Below are 21,508 nucleotides of genomic sequence, written 5' to 3'. Positions count from 1 at the left end.
TCATCCCCCTCCCTAACCCTCCCCCATCAAGGGGGAGGGGATTGTTGTTGGGGCTTTCATGAATCGTGACGTCTGGATCACCGGCCGGGGGTTGCTCTCGGCGCTGGGCGAGGGCGGCGAGGCGCACGCGGCGGCGCTGCGTGAGCCCGCGCGCTGGCGTGCCGCGATCGACGAGACGAGCTTCGCGCCGTTCCCGGTCCATCCGATCGGCGCGCTCGATCTCGACCGATTCATTCCGAAGAAAGGCGATCAGCGCGCCATGGGGTCGCTGATGCATTATGCCGTCGCGGCCTCGGGGCTGGCCTTGCAGGAAGCGGGGCTCGCAGGCGACGCGGCGCTGCTGGCGCGCACCGATCTCGTCGTTGCCGGTCCCGGCGGCGAGCGCGACCTCGCGGTCGACGAGCAGATCCTCGCCGGCATCGAGCAAGCGCCCAACCAGGGTGCCTTCCTCAATGAGCGGCTGCTCAACGACCTGCGGCCGACCCTGTTCCTGGCGCAGCTGCCGAACCTGATCGCCGGCAATATCTCGATCGTGCATGGCGTCACCGGCTCGAGCCGGACCTTCATGGGCGAAGAGCTCGCCGGCATCGATGCGGTGCGCGACGGCTTCGCGCGCGTCCGCTCGGGCCAGAGCGAGGTGGCGCTGGTGAGCGGCGCCTTCAATGCCAGCCGCTGGGACATGATGCTGCTCTATCGTCCCTCCGGGCTGTTGCTCGATCAGGCCTGGCAGCCGCTGTGGCGTCGGTCCCGCGCCGGCATCGCGCTCGGCAGCCTCGGCGCGGCGTTGGTCCTGGAATCGCCCGAGCATGCCAAAGCGCGCGGGCGTGTTCCGTTGGCGCGGCTGACCTCGGTGATGGCCGACCGCAGCGGGCGCCAGCCGGGCGCGGCTGCGGCGGCTGCCGAGCAACAATGGGCGTCGGTGGCGCCGCGGCTCGCGCGCGGCAAGGTCGGGCTGCTCTCCGGCGCCTGCGGCTCGGGCCCGATCGTCGGCGAGGAGCATGATTTGCTGCGGCGCTGGGGCCCGCCGGTCGGCGGGCTTGCGGTGCGCGGCACGGCCGCCGCCTGGGGCCATGCGATGGAAGCCTCTTTCCTCGGCAATCTGGCGCTTGCTATCACCTGTCTGGAACAGGGCCGCCTGTTCGCCGCCCTGGATGCGGACGAGCCGATCGAGACGGCGGGCCCGGTGCAGGGGCTGACCCAGATCCTGGTGACGGGCTGGGGGCATCACCGGGGCGAAGGCCTGGCGCTGCTGGAAGCGCCCTGAATGACGGGAGGAGGCCGGTCATGACGCGACGCGAATTCTCCCGGCCGGTGGCGATCACCGGCATCGGCATCCTGACCTCGCTCGGCGAAGGCCGCGAGGAGAACTGGCGGCGCCTGAGTGCTGGCGAGTCGGGGATCAAGCGCATCCGCCGCTTTCCGATCGACAATCTGCGCACCGATTTCGCCGGCACCGTCGACTTCCTGGCGCCGGAATCGCAAGACACGCCCAGCATCACGCTGGAGGCCGCGCGGCGCGTGGCGCGCGAAGCATTGGCGCAGAGCGGCCTTGGGCGGCCAGGCGACTTTCCAGGATCGCTGTTCCTGGCGGGCCCGCCGATCGAGCATGAATGGCCGCAGCGCCGCGGTTTTGCCGCGCGCGCGCATTCGGGTCGCTATGGCGCGATGACCGCCGCCACCCAGCTCGGCAACGAGGCGCATGAGCATTTCCTCAACGGCTTCATCGCCGACCATATCGCCGGGGAGTTCGGCACGCGGGGCGCGCCGGCCACGATCTCGACCGCCTGCGCCTCGGGCGCCACCGTCATCCAGCTCGGCGTCGAGGCGATCCGGCGCGGCGAGGCGACCGCGGCCCTGGCGCTCGGCGCCGACGCCTCGGTTCAGCCCGAGGCCATCATCCGTTTCTCGCTGCTCTCCGCGCTTTCGACCGCGGGCGAGGACCCGGCGAAGGCCGCGAAGCCCTTCTCGAAGAATCGCGACGGCTTCGTCATGGCCGAAGGCGCTGCTGCCTTCGTGCTCGAGGATGCCGAGGCCGCGCGGGCGCGAGGCGCCAGGATTCTGGGTTACGTGCTGGGCTGCGGCGAGGCCGCCGACAATTTCCATCGCACCCGCTCGAGCCCTGATGGCGCGCCGATCATCCGCTGCATGAGGAACGCGCTGGCCGATGCCGGGCTCCGGCCCGAGGCGATCGACTATGTCAATGCGCATGGCACCGGCACGCCCGAGAACGACAAGATGGAGACGATGGGAATGCAGGCGGTCTTCGGCGACCGCATGGCCTCGATTCCGGTCAGCTCGAACAAATCGATGATCGGCCATACCCTGACAGCGGCGGGACTGATCGAGGCGGCCTTCGCCATAATGACGATGCGCGACCAGCGCTTGCCGCCGACCATCAATTACCGCGAACCCGATCCGGCGATTCCGCTCGACGTCGTGCCCAACCAGGCGCGCGCCGCCAAGGTCGGGCGCATCCTCTCCAACTCCTTCGGCTTTGGCGGCCAGAACACGAGCCTCGTGCTCGGCCTCGACGCGGCCTGATGCGCGCGCTCTCGCTGATCGAGGAGGACCGGCTCGAGCCGGTCGATCTGCCGGAGCCGCCGCCGCCGGGCAAGGGCGAGCTTCAGGTCGCGATGCGCCGCGTGGCGCTGAACCATATCGATCTCTGGGGCGCGCGCGGCATGGCCTTCGTCAAGCGCAGCCTGCCGATCGTGGCCGGCGTCGAGGGCGTCGGCGAGGTGGTGGGACGCGGCCCCGGCGTGATCGGTTTCCAGAACGGCGACCGCGTGGCGCTCTATGCCGGGCTGGTCTGCGGGCGATGCAAGGCCTGCCGTTCTTTGCGCGAGAATCTCTGCGAGAATGTCGCCGGCATCATGGGCTTCCATGTCGATGGCATGGCGCGCGAGCGGCTCAACATTCCCGGCACGAACGCCTTCAAGCTGCCGGCGGCGGTCAGTTGGAGCGACGCGGCCTGCGCGCCGCTCACCTTCGCGACCGTGCAGCATATGCTGTTCGACAATGCGAAGCTCGAGCGCGGCGAGTGGATCCTGATCCATGCCGGCGGCTCCGGCGTCGGCTCGACCGCGATCCTGATGGCGAAGCAGGCCGGCGCCACGGTGATCGCGACCGCGGGCAGCGACGCCAAGCTCGAGAAGATGAAGGGGCTCGGCGCCGATCATGTGGTGAACTACGCGACCGAGCGCTTCGAGAGCGTCGCGCGCCGCCTGACGGGCAAGCGCGGCGTCGATGTGGTGTTCGAGCATGTCGGGCCCGCCACCTGGGCCGGCAGCCTGCTGTCATTGGCCAAGGGCGGCCGGCTCGTCACCTGCGGCTCGACCAGCGGCATGACCGCCGAGACCAATCTCGCCCATCTCTTCCAGCAGCAGCTGCGGATCACCGCCTCCTTCGGTGCCAGCTTCCGCAATCTGCGCGAAGGCCTCGACAAGATGGCGGCGGGCCTGCGCCCGGTGATCGACAGCGAGATCGGCTTCGCCGACATGGCGCAGGGGATCGAGCGGCTGAAGAACCGCGACGTGTTCGGGAAGATCGTGATGCGGGTGGAGTAGGGGGCTTCATGAGCGAGACGGGGGAATACAGCGACAATCTGGTGACCTTCCTGGAGCTGATCTGGGGGCAGGGCTTCATGGCGCCGGGCGGGCCGGACCTGGTGCGGGACACGGTCGCGGGGCTCGATCTCAAGGGCAAGCGCGTGCTCGACATCGGCTCGGGCCTGGGCGGACCGGATATCGTGCTGGCGCAGATGGGCGCCAAGGTCGTGGGGCTGGATATCGAGGCGCCGGTGATCGAGCGCGCCCGCAAGCTGGTGGCGGCGAATGGCGTCTCGGACCGCGTCAGCTTCAAGCTGACCAAGCCCGGTCCGCTGCCCTTCGCCGACGAGAGCTTCGACCTGGTCTACAGCTCGGGCGCCTTCACCCAGATTGCCGCCAAGGAGGCGATGTTCACGGAAGTCCGGCGCGTGCTGAAGCCCGGCGGCTGGTTCGCGGTCTATGACTGGATGAAGGGGCCAGGCCCGATCAGCGACGACATGCGCTATTTCTACAAGGTGGAAGGCCTCACCTATGCGATGGAGACGCCGTCCTTCCATAAGCGCGTCCTGAAGAAACTGGGCTTCGACAAGGTGACAGTCGAGGAGGATGGCGGCTGGTACCGCACCGAGGCCCATCGCGAGCATCAATTGCTGGCGGGTGAGCTCCATCCGCGCGTGACCGAGCTTCTCGGCCGCCAGCAGGCCGATCATTTCGTCGAGAACTGGCGCGCCATGACCGTGGTGCTCGACAAGGGCGAACATCGCCCGGGCCGCTGGCGGGCGCGGAAGCCGCTGGCGGCAGCCCAGACATCCAAACCCAACAAAACGAGGAAAGTGACGATGGCGCGTAAAGTTTCAGCCAAGGCCGTCCTGCCGGTGAAGATCGGCGGCAAGGGACCCAAGATCGACAAGGCGACGATCGCGGCGCCGATCAGCGGCAAGCCGAAGACCACGACACAGAACTTCTACACCGATGCGACCGGCAGCTTCGTCTCCGGTATCTGGACCGCAACCAAAGGCAAATGGGCGGTCGATTACGGCGAAGAGGAGTTCATCTATCTGCTCGCGGGCAAGGTGAAGCTCACGGCCGCGAACGGCCAGAGCAAGACCTTCAAGAAGGGTGAGGCCTTCATGATCCCGGCGGGCTTCAAGGGCACCTGGGAAACATTGGCGCCGATCAGGAAGTTCTACGCGATCCAGGACCGGCGTAAGAAATAGGGCCGGACTGCACTCTCGCGCCGCGGCAGCGAGCCCACATTCTCCGTTATCTTTCCTCTCCACCCACGAAGTGAGGGGAGAGGAAAGAAGAACTCATCCCGCCGTCGTCCCGCCATCGAGCGCAAGCACGCTGCCGGTCGCATAGCGCGCTTCGACCGCCAGATAGCGGATGCTGGCGGCGACCTCGTCGGCGGTCGCGAACCGCCGCAGCGGCACGCGCTGCTTCGCCTCGGCAAGCGCCGCCACCGGGTCGGCGGCCAGAGCCAGCTCGCCCGCCATCATCGGCGTGTCGACCGGGCCGGGGGCGATCGCGTTGACGGTGACCTGGGGCGCCAGCTCGAGCGCCAGGGCCTTGGTCAGGCCGATCACGCCGAACTTCGAGGCGCAGTAATCGGCAAACATCGGCATGCCGATCGAGGAGAGCTCCGAGCCGACATTGACGATGGTGCCGCCGCCGGCCTCGCGCATATGAAGGCCCGCCTCGCGCGCCATATAGAAGGTGCCGGAGAGATTGACGTCGATGACCGCACACCAACGCTCGGGCGTCAGCTCGGCCAGGGTCGACGGCATGACGATCCCCGCGGCATTGACGAGAATGTCGAGGCCGCCGAAGGCGGCGATCGCGGTCCTGACGGCCTCCGCTGCCTGGCGCGCATCGGCCACGTCGGCGGGAATGGCCAGAACATCCTGGCCGCAAGCGGTTGCCGCCGCACGGAGCGTCTCGGCCCGGCGTCCCATGATCGCCACCCGCGCGCCTTCGCGCGCAAAGAGCTTCGCCGTGGCGAGTCCGATGCCCGAGGAGCCGCCAGTGATCAGCACGCGTTTGCCGGAAAGGCCGGTGCCGCTCGCGGTGCTCATCGTTACCCTCCTTGTCCGGTCCGGCGCGTGACGCTCAGACCGTGTGGAAGCGGAACTTCATGCGGTGATGATAGGTCTGGCCGGGGTCGAGGCGGGCCTGCGGGAAGAAGGGGAAGTTCGGCGAGTCCGGATATTTCTGCGTCTCCAGGGTGAAGCCGCCATATTTGCAGTATTTGGTGCCGCCCTTGCCCACGACCGCCTCGCTCAGATAGCCGCCGGTATAGAACTGCACGCCGGGCTCGGTCGTCTCGAGATCGAAGGCGCGGCCCGAGGCCGGGTCGCGCGCCTCGACCACGAGGCGCATCTGTCCCTGCACGCCCGCCAGGACCAGGTTGTGATCATAGCCGCCGCCGGCTTCGCTGACGCGCCCTCCGCCGAAATTCTCGATCTTGCCGATGTCACGGCCGATCGCCTTGAAGCTGGTGAAGTCGTAGGCCGTGCCTTTGACCGACAGGATCTCGCCGGTGGTCATCAGCTCGCCGTCGATCGGCGTATAGAAATCGGAATGAACCTTGAGCTCCTGCTTCAGCACATTGCCGGAGCCGTGGCCACCCAGATTGAAGTAGCTGTGATGGACCAGGTTGGCGAGCGTCGGCTTGTCGGTCTTGGCCGACATGTCGATCGACAGCTCGTTGGCATCGGTGAGCTGGAACGAGGTGCGGATGTCGAGATTGCCGGGGTAGCCCTCGTCGCCGTCGGGCGAGCGGTGGGTGAAGGTCAGGGTCTTGCCGTCGCCTTCGATGGCGCCGTTCCAGACGACCTTGTCATAGCCCTTGAGCCCGCCATGAAGATGGTTCGGCGGTTCGTTCAGGCTCAACTGGTAGGGTTTGCCGTCGAGCGCGAAACGGCCCTTGGTGATGCGGTTGCCATAGCGCCCACAGGTCGCGCCGAAATAGGTGTCGGTCGCGAGATAGCCCTCGAGCTTGTCGAAACCCAGCACGATATCGCCCATGCGGCCCTGGCGATCGGGCGTGTGGAGCTCGGTCAGGGTCGCGCCATAGCTGATGAAGCGCGCGGTCAGTCCGGCGCGATTGGTCAATGTATAGCGATGGACCTCACGGCCGCCGACGGCGCCGAAATTCTCGCGGGTGATCGTCACGCTGTCCTCCTTGCCGCCCTGGCCGATGGCGGGTGTTTGAAATCAGTCCGGATCAGTCTTTCTTGACCTTCGCGGCCTTGCCGGTAAGTGCCCGAAGCGTGCGGCTCTTGGCGATCTTGTAGCCGAGATTCTGGCCGACCGAGGTGTCGAGGATGCGGTCGACCATGCCGGCCTTGCCGGCGGCCTTCTTCGCGCCCGGCTTCTCCCGCCCTTCGCCCTTGAGATCGGCGATGACCGCATGGGCGGCATTGTGCCCCGGCGCACCGGTGACGCCGCCGCCCGGATGGGTCCCGGCGCCGCAGAGATAGAGACCCTCGATCGGCATGCGGTAATGGCCGAGGCCCGGGAAGGGCCGCGAATCGAACAGATGGTCGAGGCCCACCATCGAGCCCTGGAAGATATTGCCGCCGGTGAGGTTGTATTCGCGCTCGAGGTCGAGCGGCGTGATGGTGTGGCGCGCCAGGATGTGATTGCGCAGATTGGGTGCGAACTTGCAGAGCCCGTCGATCACCTTGTCGGTCCAGGCCTCCTTGACGTCGTCCCAGGTGCCGGTGGCCAGGTGATAGGGCAGCTGTTGCACGCCCAGCACCAGCGTGTGCTGGCCCTTGGGTGCCACGCTTGGATCGACGGTCGAGTGGATCAGCGCCTCGATCACGTAATCGTCGATGATGACGCCGCGGCGCTGCGCTTCCCAGGCGAGCTCGTACTTCTCCGGCGTGGCCCCCAGGATGGCATGGCCCTGGTGATGCGCACCGGGGCCGACGGGGAATCCCACATAATGCGGCAGCTCGTCGATGAGGAGCTGGATGCGGGCCATCGAGCCGCGCTGGTCATGACGCTCGACCATGTCGGCCAGCTTTTCCGGCAGATGGGCGCGGCCCACCAGCTTACCCAGCGTGCGCTTGGGATCGGCGCCCGAGACCACGGTCTTGGCGGCGATCTCCTCGCCGTTCCTGAGGACGACACCGGCGGTCTTGTTGCCCTTGACCAGGATCTGCTCGACCGGTGAGCCGGTGCGGATCTCGGCGCCATGGGCCCTGGCGCTGGCCGCGAGCGCCTGGGTGATGGCGCCCATGCCGCCGACCGGCAGCGCCCAGCGCCCGAACACACCCTCGAACTCGCCCTGCGCGTGATAGCCATAAACATAGGACGTGCCGGGCGTGGAGGGACCGCCCCAGGTCGAGACCATGCCGAGGAACATCATATAGCCGCGCAGCCGCGGCGATTCGATGTAACGGCCCAGAAGGTCGCCGGCCGACATCAGCACGAATTCGTTCAGAAGCTCGAGCTCGCCGGCCTCCTCGAAGGCGGCGAGCACCTCGGAGCGGCTCGGCGGCTCGCGCAGCAGCCAGGGCCGGGTGATGTCGCCGAAGCGCTTCAGCCGCGTGGCGAAACGGAAGAAGCCTTGCGCGTCGCGCTTGTTGTGCCGCTCGATCGATTTGAGGCTGCGGTCGGCGTCCTGCCAGAGCATGACATGATCGCCATCCTCCCAGAGCGCGAGACCCTGCACCGGCGGCGAGATCGAGCGCAGCCCATGCTTCGCCAGCTCGAGCTCGGCGATGATCTCGGGCCGCAGCATGCCCTGGACGAAGGCGCAGGAGGACCAGGTAGCACCGGGGATCAATTCCTCGCTGACGCAGGCGCCGCCGACGACCGGCCGCGCTTCGAGGACGACGGTCTTGAGGCCCGCGCGGGCCAGATAGTTGGCCGCCACCAGCCCGTTATGGCCTCCGCCGACGACCGCCACATCATAGGACTTGGTCATGATCCGTTTCCTTCGCCTGTCGCTTTGCCGGATGTGATCTTCCGCCGGCTATCGTTTGCCGCCGGCGAGACCGCCGGTGATGTCGCCCCTGAGGATGCGGGCCGCGCTCAAGATCAGGATCAGCGAGGCGGCGCCGATGCAGGTGAAGATCGCGTTGACGCTGGGGGTGAAGCCGAAGCGCATCTGGTTCCAGATATGGATCGGCAGGGTCGGCGTGACGCCGGTCAGGAACAGCGTGACGATGACCTCGTCGACCGACAGCGTGAATCCCAGCAGCGCGCCGCCGATGAGGGCGCTGCGTAACAGCGGGAAGATCACATGGATGAAGGTCCGCCGGCGGTTCGCGCCCAGATCCATCGAGGCATGCGCGTAAGAGGGATCGAGCCGCTGCAACCGCGCCAGCACCACCAGCATCACCACCGGCATCACGAAGGAGGCATGACCGAGGACCACCCGCACGATGCCGGGCGGGATGCCGAAGGCGCGGAAGCCGATCGCGAGCGAGACGCCCAGCACCACGCCCGGCAGCGCCACCGGCAGCGCCAGGATCGACTGCAGCAGGGCGCTGCCGGGAATCGTCAGATAATGGAAGGCGAGCGCGAAGCCGGTGCCGACCACGGCGCCGATGGTGACCGCGCTGAAGGCCACGACCCAGGTCCGCTGCAGGGCGGTCCAGAGCGCCTGGTCGCCCCACAGCGCCGCATACCATTTGGTGGTGAAGCCCGCGAGCGGCAGGGTCTGGATGGTGGAATCGTTGAAGGAGAAGAGCGCGATGATCAGCAACGGCGCATAGAGGATGACGTAGGGAATCACGAAGGCGACCCAGGCCATCGCGTGCCCCAGCCTTCCCGCGGGCGAGAGATGCTTGCGATGGCCGGCCTCGACCGTCATGCCGGTTTCGCCGGACTCCAGCACGCCGCGGCTGCGGCTGAGGCTCGCGATGACGATCAGCACGACCGTGACGACCACCATGAGCGTGATCGACATGGCCGCCCCCAGCGGCCAATTGCCGACCAGGCCGAACTGGGCGGCGATCACCATGCCGAGCATGGTGCCGTCGAGGCCGCCCACCATGGAGGGCGTGATGTAGTCGCCGACAGCGACCAGGAAGGCCAGCATGAACCCCAGCGCCGCGCCCTGGCGCGAGAGCGGCCAGATCACGGTCCAGAAGCTGCGCCAGCCGCTGGCGCCGGAATCCGCCGAGGCCTCGATCAGGCTCCGCGGGATCCGCTCGAGCGCGGTGTAGGAGGTGACGAAGACGAACGGGATGCAGACATAGGTCAAGGTCAGGAACACCGTGAAGGGCGTGTAGAGCAGCGCCGTCGACGGCTCGCTCAGGATGCCGGTGTTCACCAGGAAGGAATTGAGCAGGCCGGATTCACCCAGGATGATGCGCCAGGCGAAGACCCGCACCAGCAGGCTGACCCAGAGCGGAATGACGACCAGCAGCACGGCGGTCAGTTTGTTGCGCCGGATATAGCGGGTGACGAAGAAGGCCATCGGATAGGCGATGAGGGCCGCGATCAAAGCCGCCAGTAACGCCACGCCAATGGTCTTGCCGATCAGGAACTGGTAGGTCGGCGAGATCGCGACCTTGGCATAGTTGGCGAGATTCCAGTTATGGAGGATCGCGCCGCTCTTCGCCTGCCAGAAGCTGTAGACGATCATGAAGAGGTTGGGCACGGCCACCAGCAGCGCCACCCAGAGATAGATCGGCAGCACCATCGCCCAGCGCGCGAGGCTGAAGGCGGGCAGGCGTCGCAAGGGGAGGGCGGCGTCAGTCATGGAGGACCACGATGTCGCCGCTGCGGACCGCGCATTCGATCGGGTCGCCGGGGCGAACCGTGCGGTCGCGCTGCGAGGTGACGCGGGTGGTGAGCTTGACACCGCCGACCGCAAACTGGATCTCGCGGCCGTCGCCGAGGAACATCACATGCTCGACCGTGCCGTTCAGCCGGTTGAGTCCGTCGCCCGACGCGGCCGGTCCGTGGATCAGGGATTCGTAGCGGATGGCGATCGTGGCCGATTCCGGTTTCTGCTCGCCTTCGAGCCGGACGCGGAAGGGACCATTGATCGCGGTCCAGCCGGCGCCGTCGCGCTCGATCCGGCAATCGACCAGATTGGCCTTGCCGATGAAATTCGCGACGAAGCGGTTATGCGGGCGGTAATAGACGTCCTCGGGCGGGCCCAGCTGCTGGATCTTGCCCTTGTCCATGACCGCGAGGCGGTCGGACATGGAGAGGGCTTCGCCCTGGTCATGCGTCACATAGACGAAGGTGATGCCGATCTCGCGCTGCAGCTGGCGGAGCGCCGTCTGCATCTGCTGGCGCAGCTGGAGATCGAGGGCGCCCAGCGGCTCGTCCAGCAGCAGCACCTTGGGTCGCGCCACCAGGGCGCGGGCGAGGGCCACGCGCTGTTTCTGGCCACCCGAAAGCTGGTGCGGCAGCCGCCCCGCGAAGCCGCCCATTTCAACGAGCTCGAGCGCGGCCTTCACCGGGGCGACGGTGTCGCCTTTGCCGGAGCCCGCCATGCGCAGCGGATAGGCGACATTCTCCTGCACGCTCATATGCGGGAACAGCGCATAGCTCTGGAACACGGTTCGGACATTGCGCTTGAAGGGCGGCAATGACGTGACGTCGCTGCCGTCGAGGATGACGCGGCCGGTATCGGGCGTCTCGAAGCCGGCGATCAGCCGCAAGGTCGTGGTCTTGCCCGAGCCGCTCGGGCCCAGCAGCGAGAAGAACTCGCCCTGGCGGATATCGAGATCCACCGGATAGAGCGCCGGCGTCGATTGGTTGGGATAGGACTTCGACACGCCGGAAAGGCGGACGATGGCGTCCCGGTCGCTCACCTGGATCGTCATGGGTCCCCGCTGCGGAGGGTGGGACAGGCCGTCAAGCATGCGCTGAACCGCGGGAGGCGGCGCGGCACCAGCCTTAGACTAGCGGTGCAGCGCCTGCCGAGGCGAGAGCGATCAGAGGGTGCCAGCCTTGAACTCGTTCCAGATCTCGACGCGCTTGTCGATATCCTCCGGCGGCTGCAGGACCGACATCTTGTCCCAGAAGCCAGCTTCGTCCTGATCGATGATATTGGTCTTCGTCAGCACGTCCTCCGGAATGCCGGCCGCCTTCGCCTCCGCCGCCGACAGGATGCCGTTATTGATCGAGGCCGTGATGAAGCGGGCCTGCCAGGCACGGTCGAGATTGGCGTCGATGAAGTCGTAGGCTTCCTGTTTCTCGGCGCCGGCCTTGGAGAGGATCGCGCAGTCGATCCAGGTGGGCGTGCCTTCCTTCGGGAAGGAGTAGGCGAAGGGCAGGTTCTTCGCCTTCAGGTTCATGACGATCGAGATGTTCTGGCAATAGCCGATCACGGCATCGCCGGCCGCATAGATGGTCTGCGCGTCGTCGAAACCGCGGGCGATGGTGCGGACCTGCGGGCGCAGATCGCGCAGCACCTTGCGACAATTCTCGAAATCCTCGTCGGTCAGCTGATAGGCGTTCTTGGCGCCGGCATAGAGCGCGATCATCGGGAAGGTGATGAAGGCATCGTCGAACATGTTGACCTTGCCCTTGTATTTTGCATCCCATAGCGCGCCCCAGCTGTCGGGAGCCGGCGACACCTGCTCCGAATTGAACATCAGCGGCTGCGTGCCCCAGTTATAGGGGACGCCCCAGAGCTTGCCGTCCACCGTCAGCAGCTTGTGATAGTCGAGCTGCTTGGTGATGTTGCCGGTGTTCTTGAGTTTCGAATCGTCCAGCGGCGCGATCAGGCCCGCATTGACGTAGCGCGGCACCGAGCTGGTGTCGAAATAGATGATGTCGGCCTGCACGGCGCCGGAGCTGGTCTGGGCAAACATCTCGTCCACCGAGCCGGTCCGCACGACATTGACCTTCACGCCGGTCTTCGCGGTGTATTCCGCGATCCACGGATCGTCGTGATAGGTCTCCCAGGTGAAGATGGTGAGTTCCTTGGCGGCGGCACGGGCCGTGCCGAGCCGGCTGGCCACGAAGGCGCCGCCGGTGATGGCCGCAGAGGTCTTCAGAAAGGAACGGCGACCGATCCGGGAACCGGCGGTCGGGCGGAGGGTCTTGTTACGCGCGTCGGTCAAACTCCTCGGCATGTTTCTTCTCCCTTGCCTCAAGGCGGTCGCCGGACATGGCGCCGCGATTGTTTGTTCGTTGAAAGCGTTCCCTCGTGCGGCCGGCGCCCTGGTCGGGTCTTTTTGGCCGCGATGTTTGTTCGGTATTACCAAACAGCGTTTTATTATACCAACAGGCTGCCATCGGCCTCGCCCGCTGTCAATCGGCCGGGGGATTCATTCCGCACTCTGGATGGTGGGGGCTTGTCATATGACAAGCGTGCGTCAGCAACCCCGCGGGGAGTGTGGGGTCGTTGCATAGGCGGTGATGTCGAGGCGAAGGGGGCGAAGGGCGAGCCGTCAGGCTCGCCGGGCCGGGGGTGGCGCGCTATTTGTCCTGCTTCGAGCGCCAGATGGCGCCAATGACAGCGCCCTTGATGAAGGGCAGCAGCGCCAGCGTGCCGAACAGCGTGACCGGAAGCCAGACCGCCATCTGCACCCATTCGGCCGGATGCGCGATCTTCTCCATGGCGAGGAGACCCGGGACGACGATATGGCCGACGATCAGGATGGTGAAATAGGCCGGCACGTCGTCGGAGCGGTAAGGCTCGAAGGCGAGCTCGCAGTTCGAGCAGTGATCCGCCATCGAGAGATAGCCCTTGAACAGCGATCCCTGGCCGCAGCGCGGGCAGCGCCGCAGGAGGCCGCGCTTGAGCGCGGTCCCGAAGCTGGCCGCCGGCATATGGCTCCAGCGCCCCGTGGGATTCTTCACAGCAGGTTCAACCAGAGGCTCCAACAGGCCTGATGTCATGATCGCCTTCGAGAAAAAGGGGCGTGACGGTCGTCGGTCAGATGGAGTTTAGGGCAGGTTCCTACAAGCTCGGCATGACGAAAGGTCGCGCCCGTTCGAAGGCCCACGCGGCGCGCAAAACCAGGCTTTCCGCGTAGCGCGCGCCCACGATGTGGAGGCCCACCGGGAGGCCGTTCTTGGTGAATCCGCAAGGGGCCGAGGCTGCCGGCTGCTGGGTCAGGTTGAACGGGTAGCTGAAGGGCGACCAGTCGGTCCAGCGTCCACCCTCATCCTCCGGCGGGACCTCGACGCCGGCCTGGAAGGCCGGCAGCGGCATCATCGGCGTCAGCAGCAGATCGTAGCGCTTGTGGAAACGATTCATCATCACGCCGAAGGCCTCGCGCGTCTTCACCGCGGCCAGATAGTCCATCAGGCTCATGCCGGCGCCGGCCTCGGCGACCTCGACCAGACCCGGATCCATCTGCTTGCGCTGTTCCGGCGTGAAGGCGCGGAGTGCGTTGGCGGCCCCCGGGAACCAATGCTTCACGAACACGTCGCCGACATTCTCGAATTTCAGGTCGGTCTCCTCGAGCGTGGCGCCGAGCTCGTCGGCGAAGACGCGCACGGCCCTGGCGGCGATCGCGGCCACCTCGGGATCGACGCGGTTGTCGCCGAGCGTGGCGCTCCAGGCGATCTTCAGGCCCTTGACGCCGGAATCGATGTCCTTGGTGAAATCGGTACCGTCATAGGGCAGCGCATACCAGTCGCGCTCGTCGGGCTTCGCCAGCACATTCAGCATCAATGCGGCGTCGGCGACGGTTCGCGTCATCGGCCCGACATGAGCAACGGTACCGAAGGGGCTCAAAGGATGCGCCGGCACGCGGCCATAGGTCTGCTTCAGCCCGAAGATGCCGGTGAAGCTCGCCGGGATGCGGATCGAGCCGCCGCCATCGGTGCCGAGATTGAGCGCGCCCATGCCGCAGGCGGCCGCGACCGCCGCGCCGCCGGAGGAGCCGCCGGGCGTGCGCTCGGTGTTCCAGGGATTGCGCGTGACGCCGGTGAGCAAGCTGTCGGTCACGCCCTTCCAGCCGAATTCGGGCGTGGTGGTCTTGCCGAGCAGCACCGCGCCCTCTTCCCGGAGCCGCGCCACGCAGGGCGCGTCCTCGTCCCAGGCCTGGTCGCGGGAAACCACCTTGCTGCCGCGCAAGGTGGGCCAGCCCTTGGTGAGGAGCAGATCCTTGACCGTCGCGGTGACGCCATCGACCAGCCCCTGCGGCTGGCCCTTCTGCCAGCGCGCCTCGGAAGCCTTCGCCGATTTGAGCGCGCCGTCCTCGTCCACGAGGCAGAAGGCGTTGAAACGCCCGTCATGCTTGCGGATGCGATCGAGTGCCGCCTTCGTCGCCTCGACCGGCGAGAGCTTCTTGGCGCGATAGAGCGAGAGCAGCTCGGTGGCGGAGAGGAGGGCGGGGTCGGTGGTCATGATGAGAGGCTCCTTGGAGAATTGAGAGAGCTGGAGAGATTCCTCTCACGCGGAGTGGGGATTGTCGAGCGGCTGAGCCACCCGCTCGCGATCTGGCTCGCGGATAGCACGAAGGGTGCGATGCCGAATCGGATGTGAAACGTGCTAGAATGTATACCAAGTGTGGTTGCTGGCGATGCAATCAGGCTAGCGCAGCGTGCTTCCTGGTGCATTAGGTGTGAGTCAAATTTAGGAGGATGTGCGATGACGGTACTTTCCACGATCGGTTACGAAGCATCGTCGTTGGAGGACTTCATCGCCACTCTTCAGAAGGCCAAAGTTCATACTCTGATCGACGTTCGAGAGTTGCCGATATCAAGACGTCAGGGCTTTGCGAAAAAGGCACTTTCGTCAGCGCTTGATAATGCAGGCTTAAACTATGTGCATTTGAAGGGTCTCGGAGATCCAAAGGAGGGTCGGTTGGCTGCGAGAGCAAACGACATGCCGGCCTTCATCAAGATCTTCACGCGGCATTTAGAGAGCCCAATGGCTCGGGCCGACATTGCTACCGCTGTCGACCTCATTGGTCCTGGTGGAGCTTGCCTCATGTGTTACGAACGCGACCCAAATTTCTGCCATCGGAAGTTGGTTGCGGAGAAGATTTCTGCTATTATTACTATTCAGATAAAGCATCTTGGTGTGAGGAATGGCATCGCCTCGGGGAGCAGAACGGCAGAGCGAACGAGTGGTAGTACTCGTGAAGGCTCTTCCACACGCCGGCATGAAGCACGGTGAAACAGTCTGCTGCGCTGGCATAACCAAGCATGGTGAGTGGCGTCGTCAGTTCCCGATTCATTTCCGCCGCCTCCAGCAAAAATTTTTTCGCTGGGACATCATCGAATACGAGTTTCGCGCACCAAAAGATGACAAGAGATCGGAAAGCCGCCGCGTTCAGGAAGATACAATTCGTGTTGTGGGGAGTGTGAGCACAAAAGAGCGTTCATCGTTGTTGGCGCCAGTAATCGTTTCGTCTACCGGGGCCGCTGCCGCTAAAGGTCAGACGCTTGCGCTCATACGTCCCTGTAACGTGGCGTTTGCAGCAAAGAAGAAGAATGCCAAAGAAATCGAAAACGAGCGAGCCGCCTACCAGGAAGCTGCAAAGCAGGGTTCTTTCTTTGATGCAGCACTCGCGGCCCTCGAGCCATGTCCCTACGCATTCAAGTTCGGCTATCAGGATAGCGACGGCGGCTCACATGTATCGACGTGCGACGACTGGGAGACGGCGGCGATGTTTCGCCGTTTTTCCGAGCAGTATGGCGAATTGAAGACACTGGATTTGATGAAGAAGACTTTCGAGAAGGAGTATCCCCAAAAGGGAATGGTGTTCGCCATGGGCACTCACTCGCGGTACCCGGACGTGTGGCTTCTCGTCGGCGTACTCCGGGTCGACGAAACGACTCAATTGCCAATGGCACTGTGAGGACGGGATTTTTCGGGCCCGCATGAATGGCTGGCTCGACTCCGATGATTGCTCTTCTCCGACCACTCGCATGGTGCAGAGCCAACCGCGCTAGCTCTTCTTCTTTTCCCCCGCTAGAGTGCGCCGCCTCACTCGGGGGATTCGCCTTCCAGCCATGACCGCCATTGCCCTCACGGAACGCCGGCGCCGGCGCAGCCTTGCCGCGATCATCTCGGCCGGATTCGGAGCCGGCATGTCGATGGCCTCGCTGCTGCCGCTGATCTCGCTGCAGCTGGAGCGGCGCGGCTTCGATGCGGGGCTGATCGGCCTCAACGCCGCCATGTTCCCGATCTCGGTGATCTGCTTCGGATCGGTGGCGCCCCTGGTCGTGCGGCGCCTGGGCGCGCTGCGGACCTTGCTGCTGGCAGCGGTGGGCTTCACGCTGCTGACGCCGCTCTATTACCTGACCGATCCCTGGACCTGGTATGGCTGGCGCTTTCTCGCGGGCTTCCTCGGCGCCATCGGCTGGATGACGAGCGAATCCTGGCTCAACATGGTGGCCCGGCCCGAGACGCGGGGCCGCATCATGGCCGTCTACGCGACCGTGATCGCGTCGGGCATGATGGTCGGGCCCTTCATCATTTCCGCCATCGGGATCGACGGCTTCTGGCCCTACCTCTTCATCATGGGCGCGACCTCGCTGACGGCACTGCCCCTGCTCTTCGCGCGCGGGCTCTCGCCCGATTTCTCGCGGCAGAGCCCGCTGCATCCCTGGACCGCCCTCAAACATGCCCCCACCGTGCTGGTGGGCGCGGCGGCCGGCGGGGCCGTCGACATGGCGGTGATGGCCTTGCTTCCGGTGTGGGGCGTTGCGGAAGGATTCTCGCAGGCTGAAGCTGCAAGGCTGATCTCGGTCTTCGCCGCCGGGAGTCTCCTGATGCAATGGCCGGTCGGCTGGCTCGCCGATCACTGGAGCCGGCGCGGCACGCTGCTGCTCTGCTCGGCGGTGACAGGCGCCGGGGCCCTCCTGCTGCCCCTGACGGCGAGCGAGCCGCTGCTGCTCTGGCCGCTGATTTTCATCTGGGGCGGCGTGGTGTTCGGGGTCTATACCGCGGCGCTCGCCCTCATGGGCGATCGTTTCCCGGCCCATGAGCTCGCCGGCGCCAACGCGCTCTTCATCATGGCCTATCAGGTCGGCAGCCTGGGCGGTCCGCCCGCCGCCGGAATCTCGATGGACCGCTTCGGCGCCTTGGGTCTGCCGGTGATGATCGCCGCCGTCTCGGCGGCGTTCCTGCTGTTCGGGCTGATCCGCCGCGCGATGATGCGGGGCTAGGGGTTAGCCCAGCAGCTTGTCGATCGCTTCGGCGCTGTCCATGCCGTTGCGCATGGCGCCGCCGCAGGTTCCTGCAAAGGCGCCAGCGCAGGCTTCGCCCGCAAAGAAGAGCCGGTCCCCGACGGGTTCGCGGATCGCCGTGCGCGCCTCGTAGGAGCCGGGTTTGCTCGACGCGTAGGATCCGATGCTCCACGGATCGCGGCCCCATCCCGTGAAGGCGCCGCGCAGGAAATGCTTGTCCATGCCGGCCCCCAGCATGCCGCGCAACTTCTCCTTGGCGAAATCGATCGCCGCCGCGTCGCCGGCCTCGGTCAGGTTCCAGGCGCATTTGCCACCGAGGAATCCGATCATGAGGTCGAGCCCGAACGGCCGCACCAGGAAGAAGCAGGCTTCGGTCGACCCTGCCTTGTAGGTGAGCCAGCTGTTGTCCGGAAGCCCGAAGGTCTCGCCGTCGAACTGCAGCGGCGCCTTGGCGAACAGTCCCATCGGCAGGCCCGCGATCGCCTCTTTCTTCCGGTCGGGCAGGGGCGGATCGAAGGCGATCTTCTCGGCAGCCAGCACACCCATCGGCACCGTGACGATGGCGATCTTGGCCTTGATGCTGCCGGCATCGGTCTCGACGGTGACACCGGAACCGCTCCACTGGACGCGCTTGACCGGCGTCGAGAGCTTGACCGGGATCTCCTGGCCGTAGCGCGCCACCAGTGTGCCGAAGCCCTCCTTGATCATCAGATTGGGCCAATGGCCGGAGCGATTCCACCAGTCCTTGCAGGAGAAATCCTCGAGATCCTTGCCCATCGACATGGGGCCGATCCAGGACTCGGCAACCCAGATCCAAGGCAAGGAGCGCGGACTGACTGAGGCGGCGCTCACATCCTGGCCGGTACGCCCGGCACCGCTGATGGCGCCCCGCAGGCTGCTATAGGCCTGGCCATAGGCCGTCAGCTCGCTGTCGTCCGCCCGCCGATCGCCGACAAAGACGGTCTCCTCCGCATCGTCGGTCTTGAGCAGCGAGAATTTCCATTCCTTCGCGAAGGGCGTCCAGGGATTCTGGTTCGAGGCATGGAGCCAGGAACAACCATGATCGAAGGGAATCCCGCCGAAGGTGGAGACATCGGTCCAGGCGCGCCCGCCGATCCGGTCGCGCGCCTCGATCACCACGACCGAGCGCCCCTTGTCGATGAGCGTTCTTGCTGCCGCAAGCCCCGCGGCGCCGGCGCCGATGATGACGACATCGGGCTCCTGCGCGAAGGCGCGCGGGAAGGGCAAAGCCAACGCCGCCAGGCCGCCCAGAACGGCGCGACGGGTCAGTGACAGTGAGGTCATGGGGAGCATGGCAAGTCCTCGCATGACAGGAGGGGATTACCCCAGCAGCGTCTCCACCGTGGCCGCGGTCTCGAGGCCGCTGCGCATGGCGCCGCCGCAGGTTTCGGCGAACTCGCCGGCGCAGGCTTCGCCGGCGAAGAAGAGGCGGTTCTCGACCGGCTTGCGCATGGCGGCACGCGCCGGATAGGAACCGGGCTTGGCCGAGGCGTAGGAGCCGAGGCTCCAGGGGTCGCGGCCCCAGCCGGTGAAGCCGCCGCGGAGGAAATGCTTGTCCATGTCGGAACCCAGCATGGCGCGCAGCTTCTCCTTGGCGAAATCGACGCCGGCGGCGTCGCCCTGCTTCGTCAGGTCCCAGGCGCATTTGCCGCCGAGGAAGCCGATCATCATGTCGAAGCCGAAGGGCCGCACCAGGAAGAAGCAGGCCTCGGTCGAGTCCGCCTTGTAGGTGAGCCAGCTGTTCTTCGGCAGCCCGAAGGTCTCCCCGTCGAACTGCAGCGGCGCCTTGGCGAGAAGTCCCATCGGCAGGCCGGCGATCGCGTCCTTCTTCCAGTCGGGCAGCGGCGGGTCGAAAGCGATCTTCTCGGCCGCGAGCACGCCCAGCGGCACCGTGACGATGCAGATCTTGGCCTTGATGGTGCCGGCATCGGTCTCGACGGTGACACCGGAACCGCTCCACTGGACCCGCTTGGCCGGTGTCGAGAGCTTGACCGGGATCTCCTGGCCGTAGCGCGCGACCAGCGTGCCGAAGCCCTCCTTGATCATCAGGTTGGGATCGTCATCGGCGAGGTTCCACCAGTCCTTGCAGGAAAAATCCTCGAGATCCTTGCCCATGGACATCGGGCCGGTCCAGGACTCCGCGACCCAGATCCAGGATTCACTGCGCGGGCTGACCGAGGCGGCGCTGACATCCTTGCCGGCACGGCCCGCAGCCGAGATCGCGCCGCGGAGCTTGTCCCAGGCGCGGCCATAGGCCGTGAGCTCGCCGTCATTCGCATGGCGATTGCCGACGAAGACCGTCTCGTCGGCGTTGTCATGGTTCTCGAGACTGTAGTTCCAGTCCTTGGCGATCGGCGTCCAGGGATTCTTGTTCGAGGTATGAAGCCAGGAGCAGCCGTGATCGAAGGGGATGCCGGCGAAGCTCGTGTTGTCGGTCCAGGCCCGCCCGCCGATCCGATCGCGCGCCTCGATCACCACGACCGAGCGCCCCTTGTCGATCAGCGTGCGCGCCGCCGCCAGCCCGGCGGCGCCAGCGCCGATGATGACGACGTCGGGATCTTGCGCGAAGGCGCGCGGGAAGGGGAGGGCAAGCGCCGCGAGTCCACCGAGGACGGCGCGGCGGGTGAGGGACGGGGAGAGAGGGTGCTGCATAATAGGAATGTTATCGTGGGAAAGACGTGAGGTCTATCTGCACACATGCGTGTGGATCACCCCTCCCCCTACCCCCTAAGTTGATGTGATCGCTTCGCTCTACTTCTAAGCTTCGAGCGAGCACCACACCAAACATGCCCCCTCCCCTTGCGGGAGGGGGTAGTGGGAGGGGTTGCTTCAAGAAAGAGCGGCGCTCAAGATCGTCGATCGCGCAAATTTTGAATCAGACCACGGCGCTCTATCAAACCTTGCTCAACAGATACTGCGCCGTTGCCAGATCCTCATGCCCGCCACCACCCGACTTGAACAAGGTGATCTCGTCGTCGCGCTGCCGGCCGGGGCGTTCGCCGCGGGAGAGCTGGAACAGGTCGGCGATGTCGGCCTCCCTGATGAGGCCGGCATCGAGCGGCTGGGAGATGTCGCCGCATTCGTCGAGCACGCTGAAGCGGGCATCGATGAAGAGGCGCGACCGCGTGACCGCCTCGTCGTCGGCCTCGCGCATGTCGGGCCGGAAGGCGCCGATGAGATCGAGATGCTGGCCGGGCCTGAGCCAGGCGCCCTTGAGCAAAGGCTGCTTGGTCATGGTGACGCCGGTGACGATATCGGCCCAACGCACCGCGGTCTCCAGATCGGGTGCGGCCGAGACCGCGAGACCCGGCCGCGACAGCCGGGCTGCCAGCGCCACCGCCTTCTCCGGCGTGCGGTTCCAGATCCTCGCTTCCGTGATCGGCCGCACCGACGCATGCGCCGCCACCACATGGGGCGCCAGATTGCCGGCGCCCATCACCAGCAGCTTCGAGGCGTCTTTCCGCGCGCAGAAATCGACCGCGAGCGCCGAGTTGCAGACGGTCTTGCGCAAGGTGAGGGCGGCGCCGTCGATGGTGAGGATCGGCGCGCCGGTCTCGCCATCGAACAGCACATAAAGCCCGAGGATCGAGGCGAGGCCCTTCTTGTCGTTGCCGGGAAAGACGCTGACCAGCTTGATGCCCTGATGCCGGCCGAACTGCCAGGCGGGAAGGATCAGCCAGTCGTTCTGGCTGCCGTCCGGGAGCTTCTGATGCAGCACCTTGCGCTCGGTCACATCGACGCCGCGCTTATACATATCGCGCAAGCCCTCGACGAGGCCGCGATAATCCAGCAGGCGGTGGGCGGCGTCGGCATCGAAATGGCGCATGTCGGAATCCGTTCGAAGATGAAGCCTTGAAAAA

Annotated in this window: 18 protein-coding genes; 7 read left to right on the top strand and 11 right to left on the bottom strand. The window is 65.8% G+C overall.

From position 1 onward, the window contains the following. Nucleotides 1–58 precede the first annotated feature (58 nt). Genes ACREE8_RS18640 through ACREE8_RS18625 form a run of 4 tightly spaced genes read left to right on the top strand, consistent with a single transcriptional unit; the run spans nt 59 to nt 4,765 of the window. Nucleotides 59–1,264 carry a beta-ketoacyl-ACP synthase gene (locus ACREE8_RS18640; protein WP_431574507.1) on the top strand — a complete coding sequence of 402 codons (1,206 nt, stop codon included), beginning with the start codon at nt 59–61 and terminating at the stop codon, nt 1,262–1,264. 20 nt (nt 1,265–1,284) lie between these two features. Continuing rightward, entirely contained in the window at nt 1,285–2,541 is a 1,257-nt protein-coding gene (locus ACREE8_RS18635; protein WP_431574506.1) for a beta-ketoacyl-ACP synthase, read from the top strand. After that, a complete protein-coding gene (locus tag ACREE8_RS18630; protein WP_431574505.1) occupies nt 2,541–3,566 on the top strand; it encodes a zinc-binding dehydrogenase in 1,026 nt (341 codons plus the stop codon). The genes ACREE8_RS18635 and ACREE8_RS18630 overlap by 1 nt, the downstream gene beginning before the upstream one ends. Nucleotides 3,567–3,574: 8 nt before the next feature. After that, nucleotides 3,575–4,765, top strand: a complete 1,191-nt coding sequence (locus ACREE8_RS18625; RefSeq protein ID WP_431574504.1) for a cupin domain-containing protein — start codon at nt 3,575–3,577, stop codon at nt 4,763–4,765. A 93-nt stretch (nt 4,766–4,858) separates the two neighbouring features. Here ACREE8_RS18625 and ACREE8_RS18620 read toward each other — a convergent pair whose 3' ends face one another. The 8 genes from ACREE8_RS18620 to ACREE8_RS18585 form a co-directional block, all read right to left on the bottom strand. After that, entirely contained in the window at nt 4,859–5,623 is a 765-nt protein-coding gene (locus tag ACREE8_RS18620) for an SDR family NAD(P)-dependent oxidoreductase (protein ID WP_431574503.1), read from the bottom strand. 34 nt (nt 5,624–5,657) lie between these two features. Then, nucleotides 5,658–6,722: an aldose epimerase family protein gene (locus ACREE8_RS18615; RefSeq protein ID WP_431574502.1), complete on the bottom strand. Its 1,065-nt coding sequence runs from the start codon at nt 6,720–6,722 to the stop codon at nt 5,658–5,660. A gap of 52 nt (nt 6,723–6,774) precedes the next feature. After that, complete coding sequence (locus tag ACREE8_RS18610) at nt 6,775–8,487, bottom strand: phytoene desaturase family protein (protein WP_431574501.1); 1,713 nt, start codon at nt 8,485–8,487, stop codon at nt 6,775–6,777. Between the two features lie 48 nt (nt 8,488–8,535). Then, nucleotides 8,536–10,272: an ABC transporter permease subunit gene (locus ACREE8_RS18605; RefSeq protein ID WP_431574500.1), complete on the bottom strand. Its 1,737-nt coding sequence runs from the start codon at nt 10,270–10,272 to the stop codon at nt 8,536–8,538. Beyond that, complete coding sequence (locus ACREE8_RS18600) at nt 10,265–11,350, bottom strand: ABC transporter ATP-binding protein (RefSeq protein ID WP_431574499.1); 1,086 nt, start codon at nt 11,348–11,350, stop codon at nt 10,265–10,267. Before ACREE8_RS18600 ends, ACREE8_RS18605 begins: the two co-directional genes overlap by 8 nt. Before the next feature lie 111 nt (nt 11,351–11,461). Then, nucleotides 11,462–12,607, bottom strand: coding sequence for an extracellular solute-binding protein (locus tag ACREE8_RS18595; protein WP_431574498.1), 1,146 nt, complete (start codon nt 12,605–12,607; stop codon nt 11,462–11,464). 346 nt (nt 12,608–12,953) lie between these two features. After that, on the bottom strand, nt 12,954–13,337 hold the full coding sequence (locus tag ACREE8_RS18590; RefSeq protein ID WP_431574497.1) for a DUF983 domain-containing protein: 384 nt from the start codon (nt 13,335–13,337) through the stop codon (nt 12,954–12,956). A 100-nt stretch (nt 13,338–13,437) separates the two neighbouring features. After that, nucleotides 13,438–14,835, bottom strand: a complete 1,398-nt coding sequence (locus tag ACREE8_RS18585; RefSeq protein ID WP_431574496.1) for an amidase — start codon at nt 14,833–14,835, stop codon at nt 13,438–13,440. A 243-nt stretch (nt 14,836–15,078) separates the two neighbouring features. Here ACREE8_RS18585 and ACREE8_RS18580 point away from each other — a divergent pair, with 243 nt between their 5' ends. From ACREE8_RS18580 to ACREE8_RS18570, 3 genes are all read left to right on the top strand, one after another. Further along, nucleotides 15,079–15,609 carry a DUF488 family protein gene (locus ACREE8_RS18580; RefSeq protein WP_431574495.1) on the top strand — a complete coding sequence of 177 codons (531 nt, stop codon included), beginning with the start codon at nt 15,079–15,081 and terminating at the stop codon, nt 15,607–15,609. Then, nucleotides 15,572–16,294 carry a hypothetical protein gene (locus tag ACREE8_RS18575; protein WP_431574494.1) on the top strand — a complete coding sequence of 241 codons (723 nt, stop codon included), beginning with the start codon at nt 15,572–15,574 and terminating at the stop codon, nt 16,292–16,294. Before ACREE8_RS18580 ends, ACREE8_RS18575 begins: the two co-directional genes overlap by 38 nt. 154 nt (nt 16,295–16,448) lie before the next feature. After that, entirely contained in the window at nt 16,449–17,606 is a 1,158-nt protein-coding gene (locus ACREE8_RS18570) for an MFS transporter (RefSeq protein ID WP_431574493.1), read from the top strand. 3 nt (nt 17,607–17,609) lie between these two features. On the opposite strand, the gene ACREE8_RS18565 is transcribed toward ACREE8_RS18570, so the two are convergent. The 3 genes from ACREE8_RS18565 to ACREE8_RS18555 all read right to left on the bottom strand — a co-directional run bounded on the left by ACREE8_RS18565 (nt 17,610) and on the right by ACREE8_RS18555 (nt 21,474). After that, nucleotides 17,610–18,932, bottom strand: a complete 1,323-nt coding sequence (locus ACREE8_RS18565) for a flavin monoamine oxidase family protein (RefSeq protein ID WP_431574492.1) — start codon at nt 18,930–18,932, stop codon at nt 17,610–17,612. Between the two features lie 36 nt (nt 18,933–18,968). Beyond that, nucleotides 18,969–20,300 (bottom strand): flavin monoamine oxidase family protein, encoded by a 1,332-nt coding sequence (locus ACREE8_RS18560; protein WP_431574491.1) that lies wholly within the window; start codon nt 20,298–20,300, stop codon nt 18,969–18,971. Between the two features lie 241 nt (nt 20,301–20,541). Then, nucleotides 20,542–21,474 carry an ornithine cyclodeaminase family protein gene (locus ACREE8_RS18555; protein ID WP_431574490.1) on the bottom strand — a complete coding sequence of 311 codons (933 nt, stop codon included), beginning with the start codon at nt 21,472–21,474 and terminating at the stop codon, nt 20,542–20,544. Nucleotides 21,475–21,508 lie beyond the last annotated feature (34 nt).

The sequence above is a fragment of the Hypericibacter sp. genome, from assembly GCF_050729195.1.
In the GTDB taxonomy this organism is placed as follows: Bacteria; Pseudomonadota; Alphaproteobacteria; order Dongiales; family Dongiaceae; genus Hypericibacter.
This window is presented reverse-complemented; position numbering and strand designations above follow the sequence as displayed.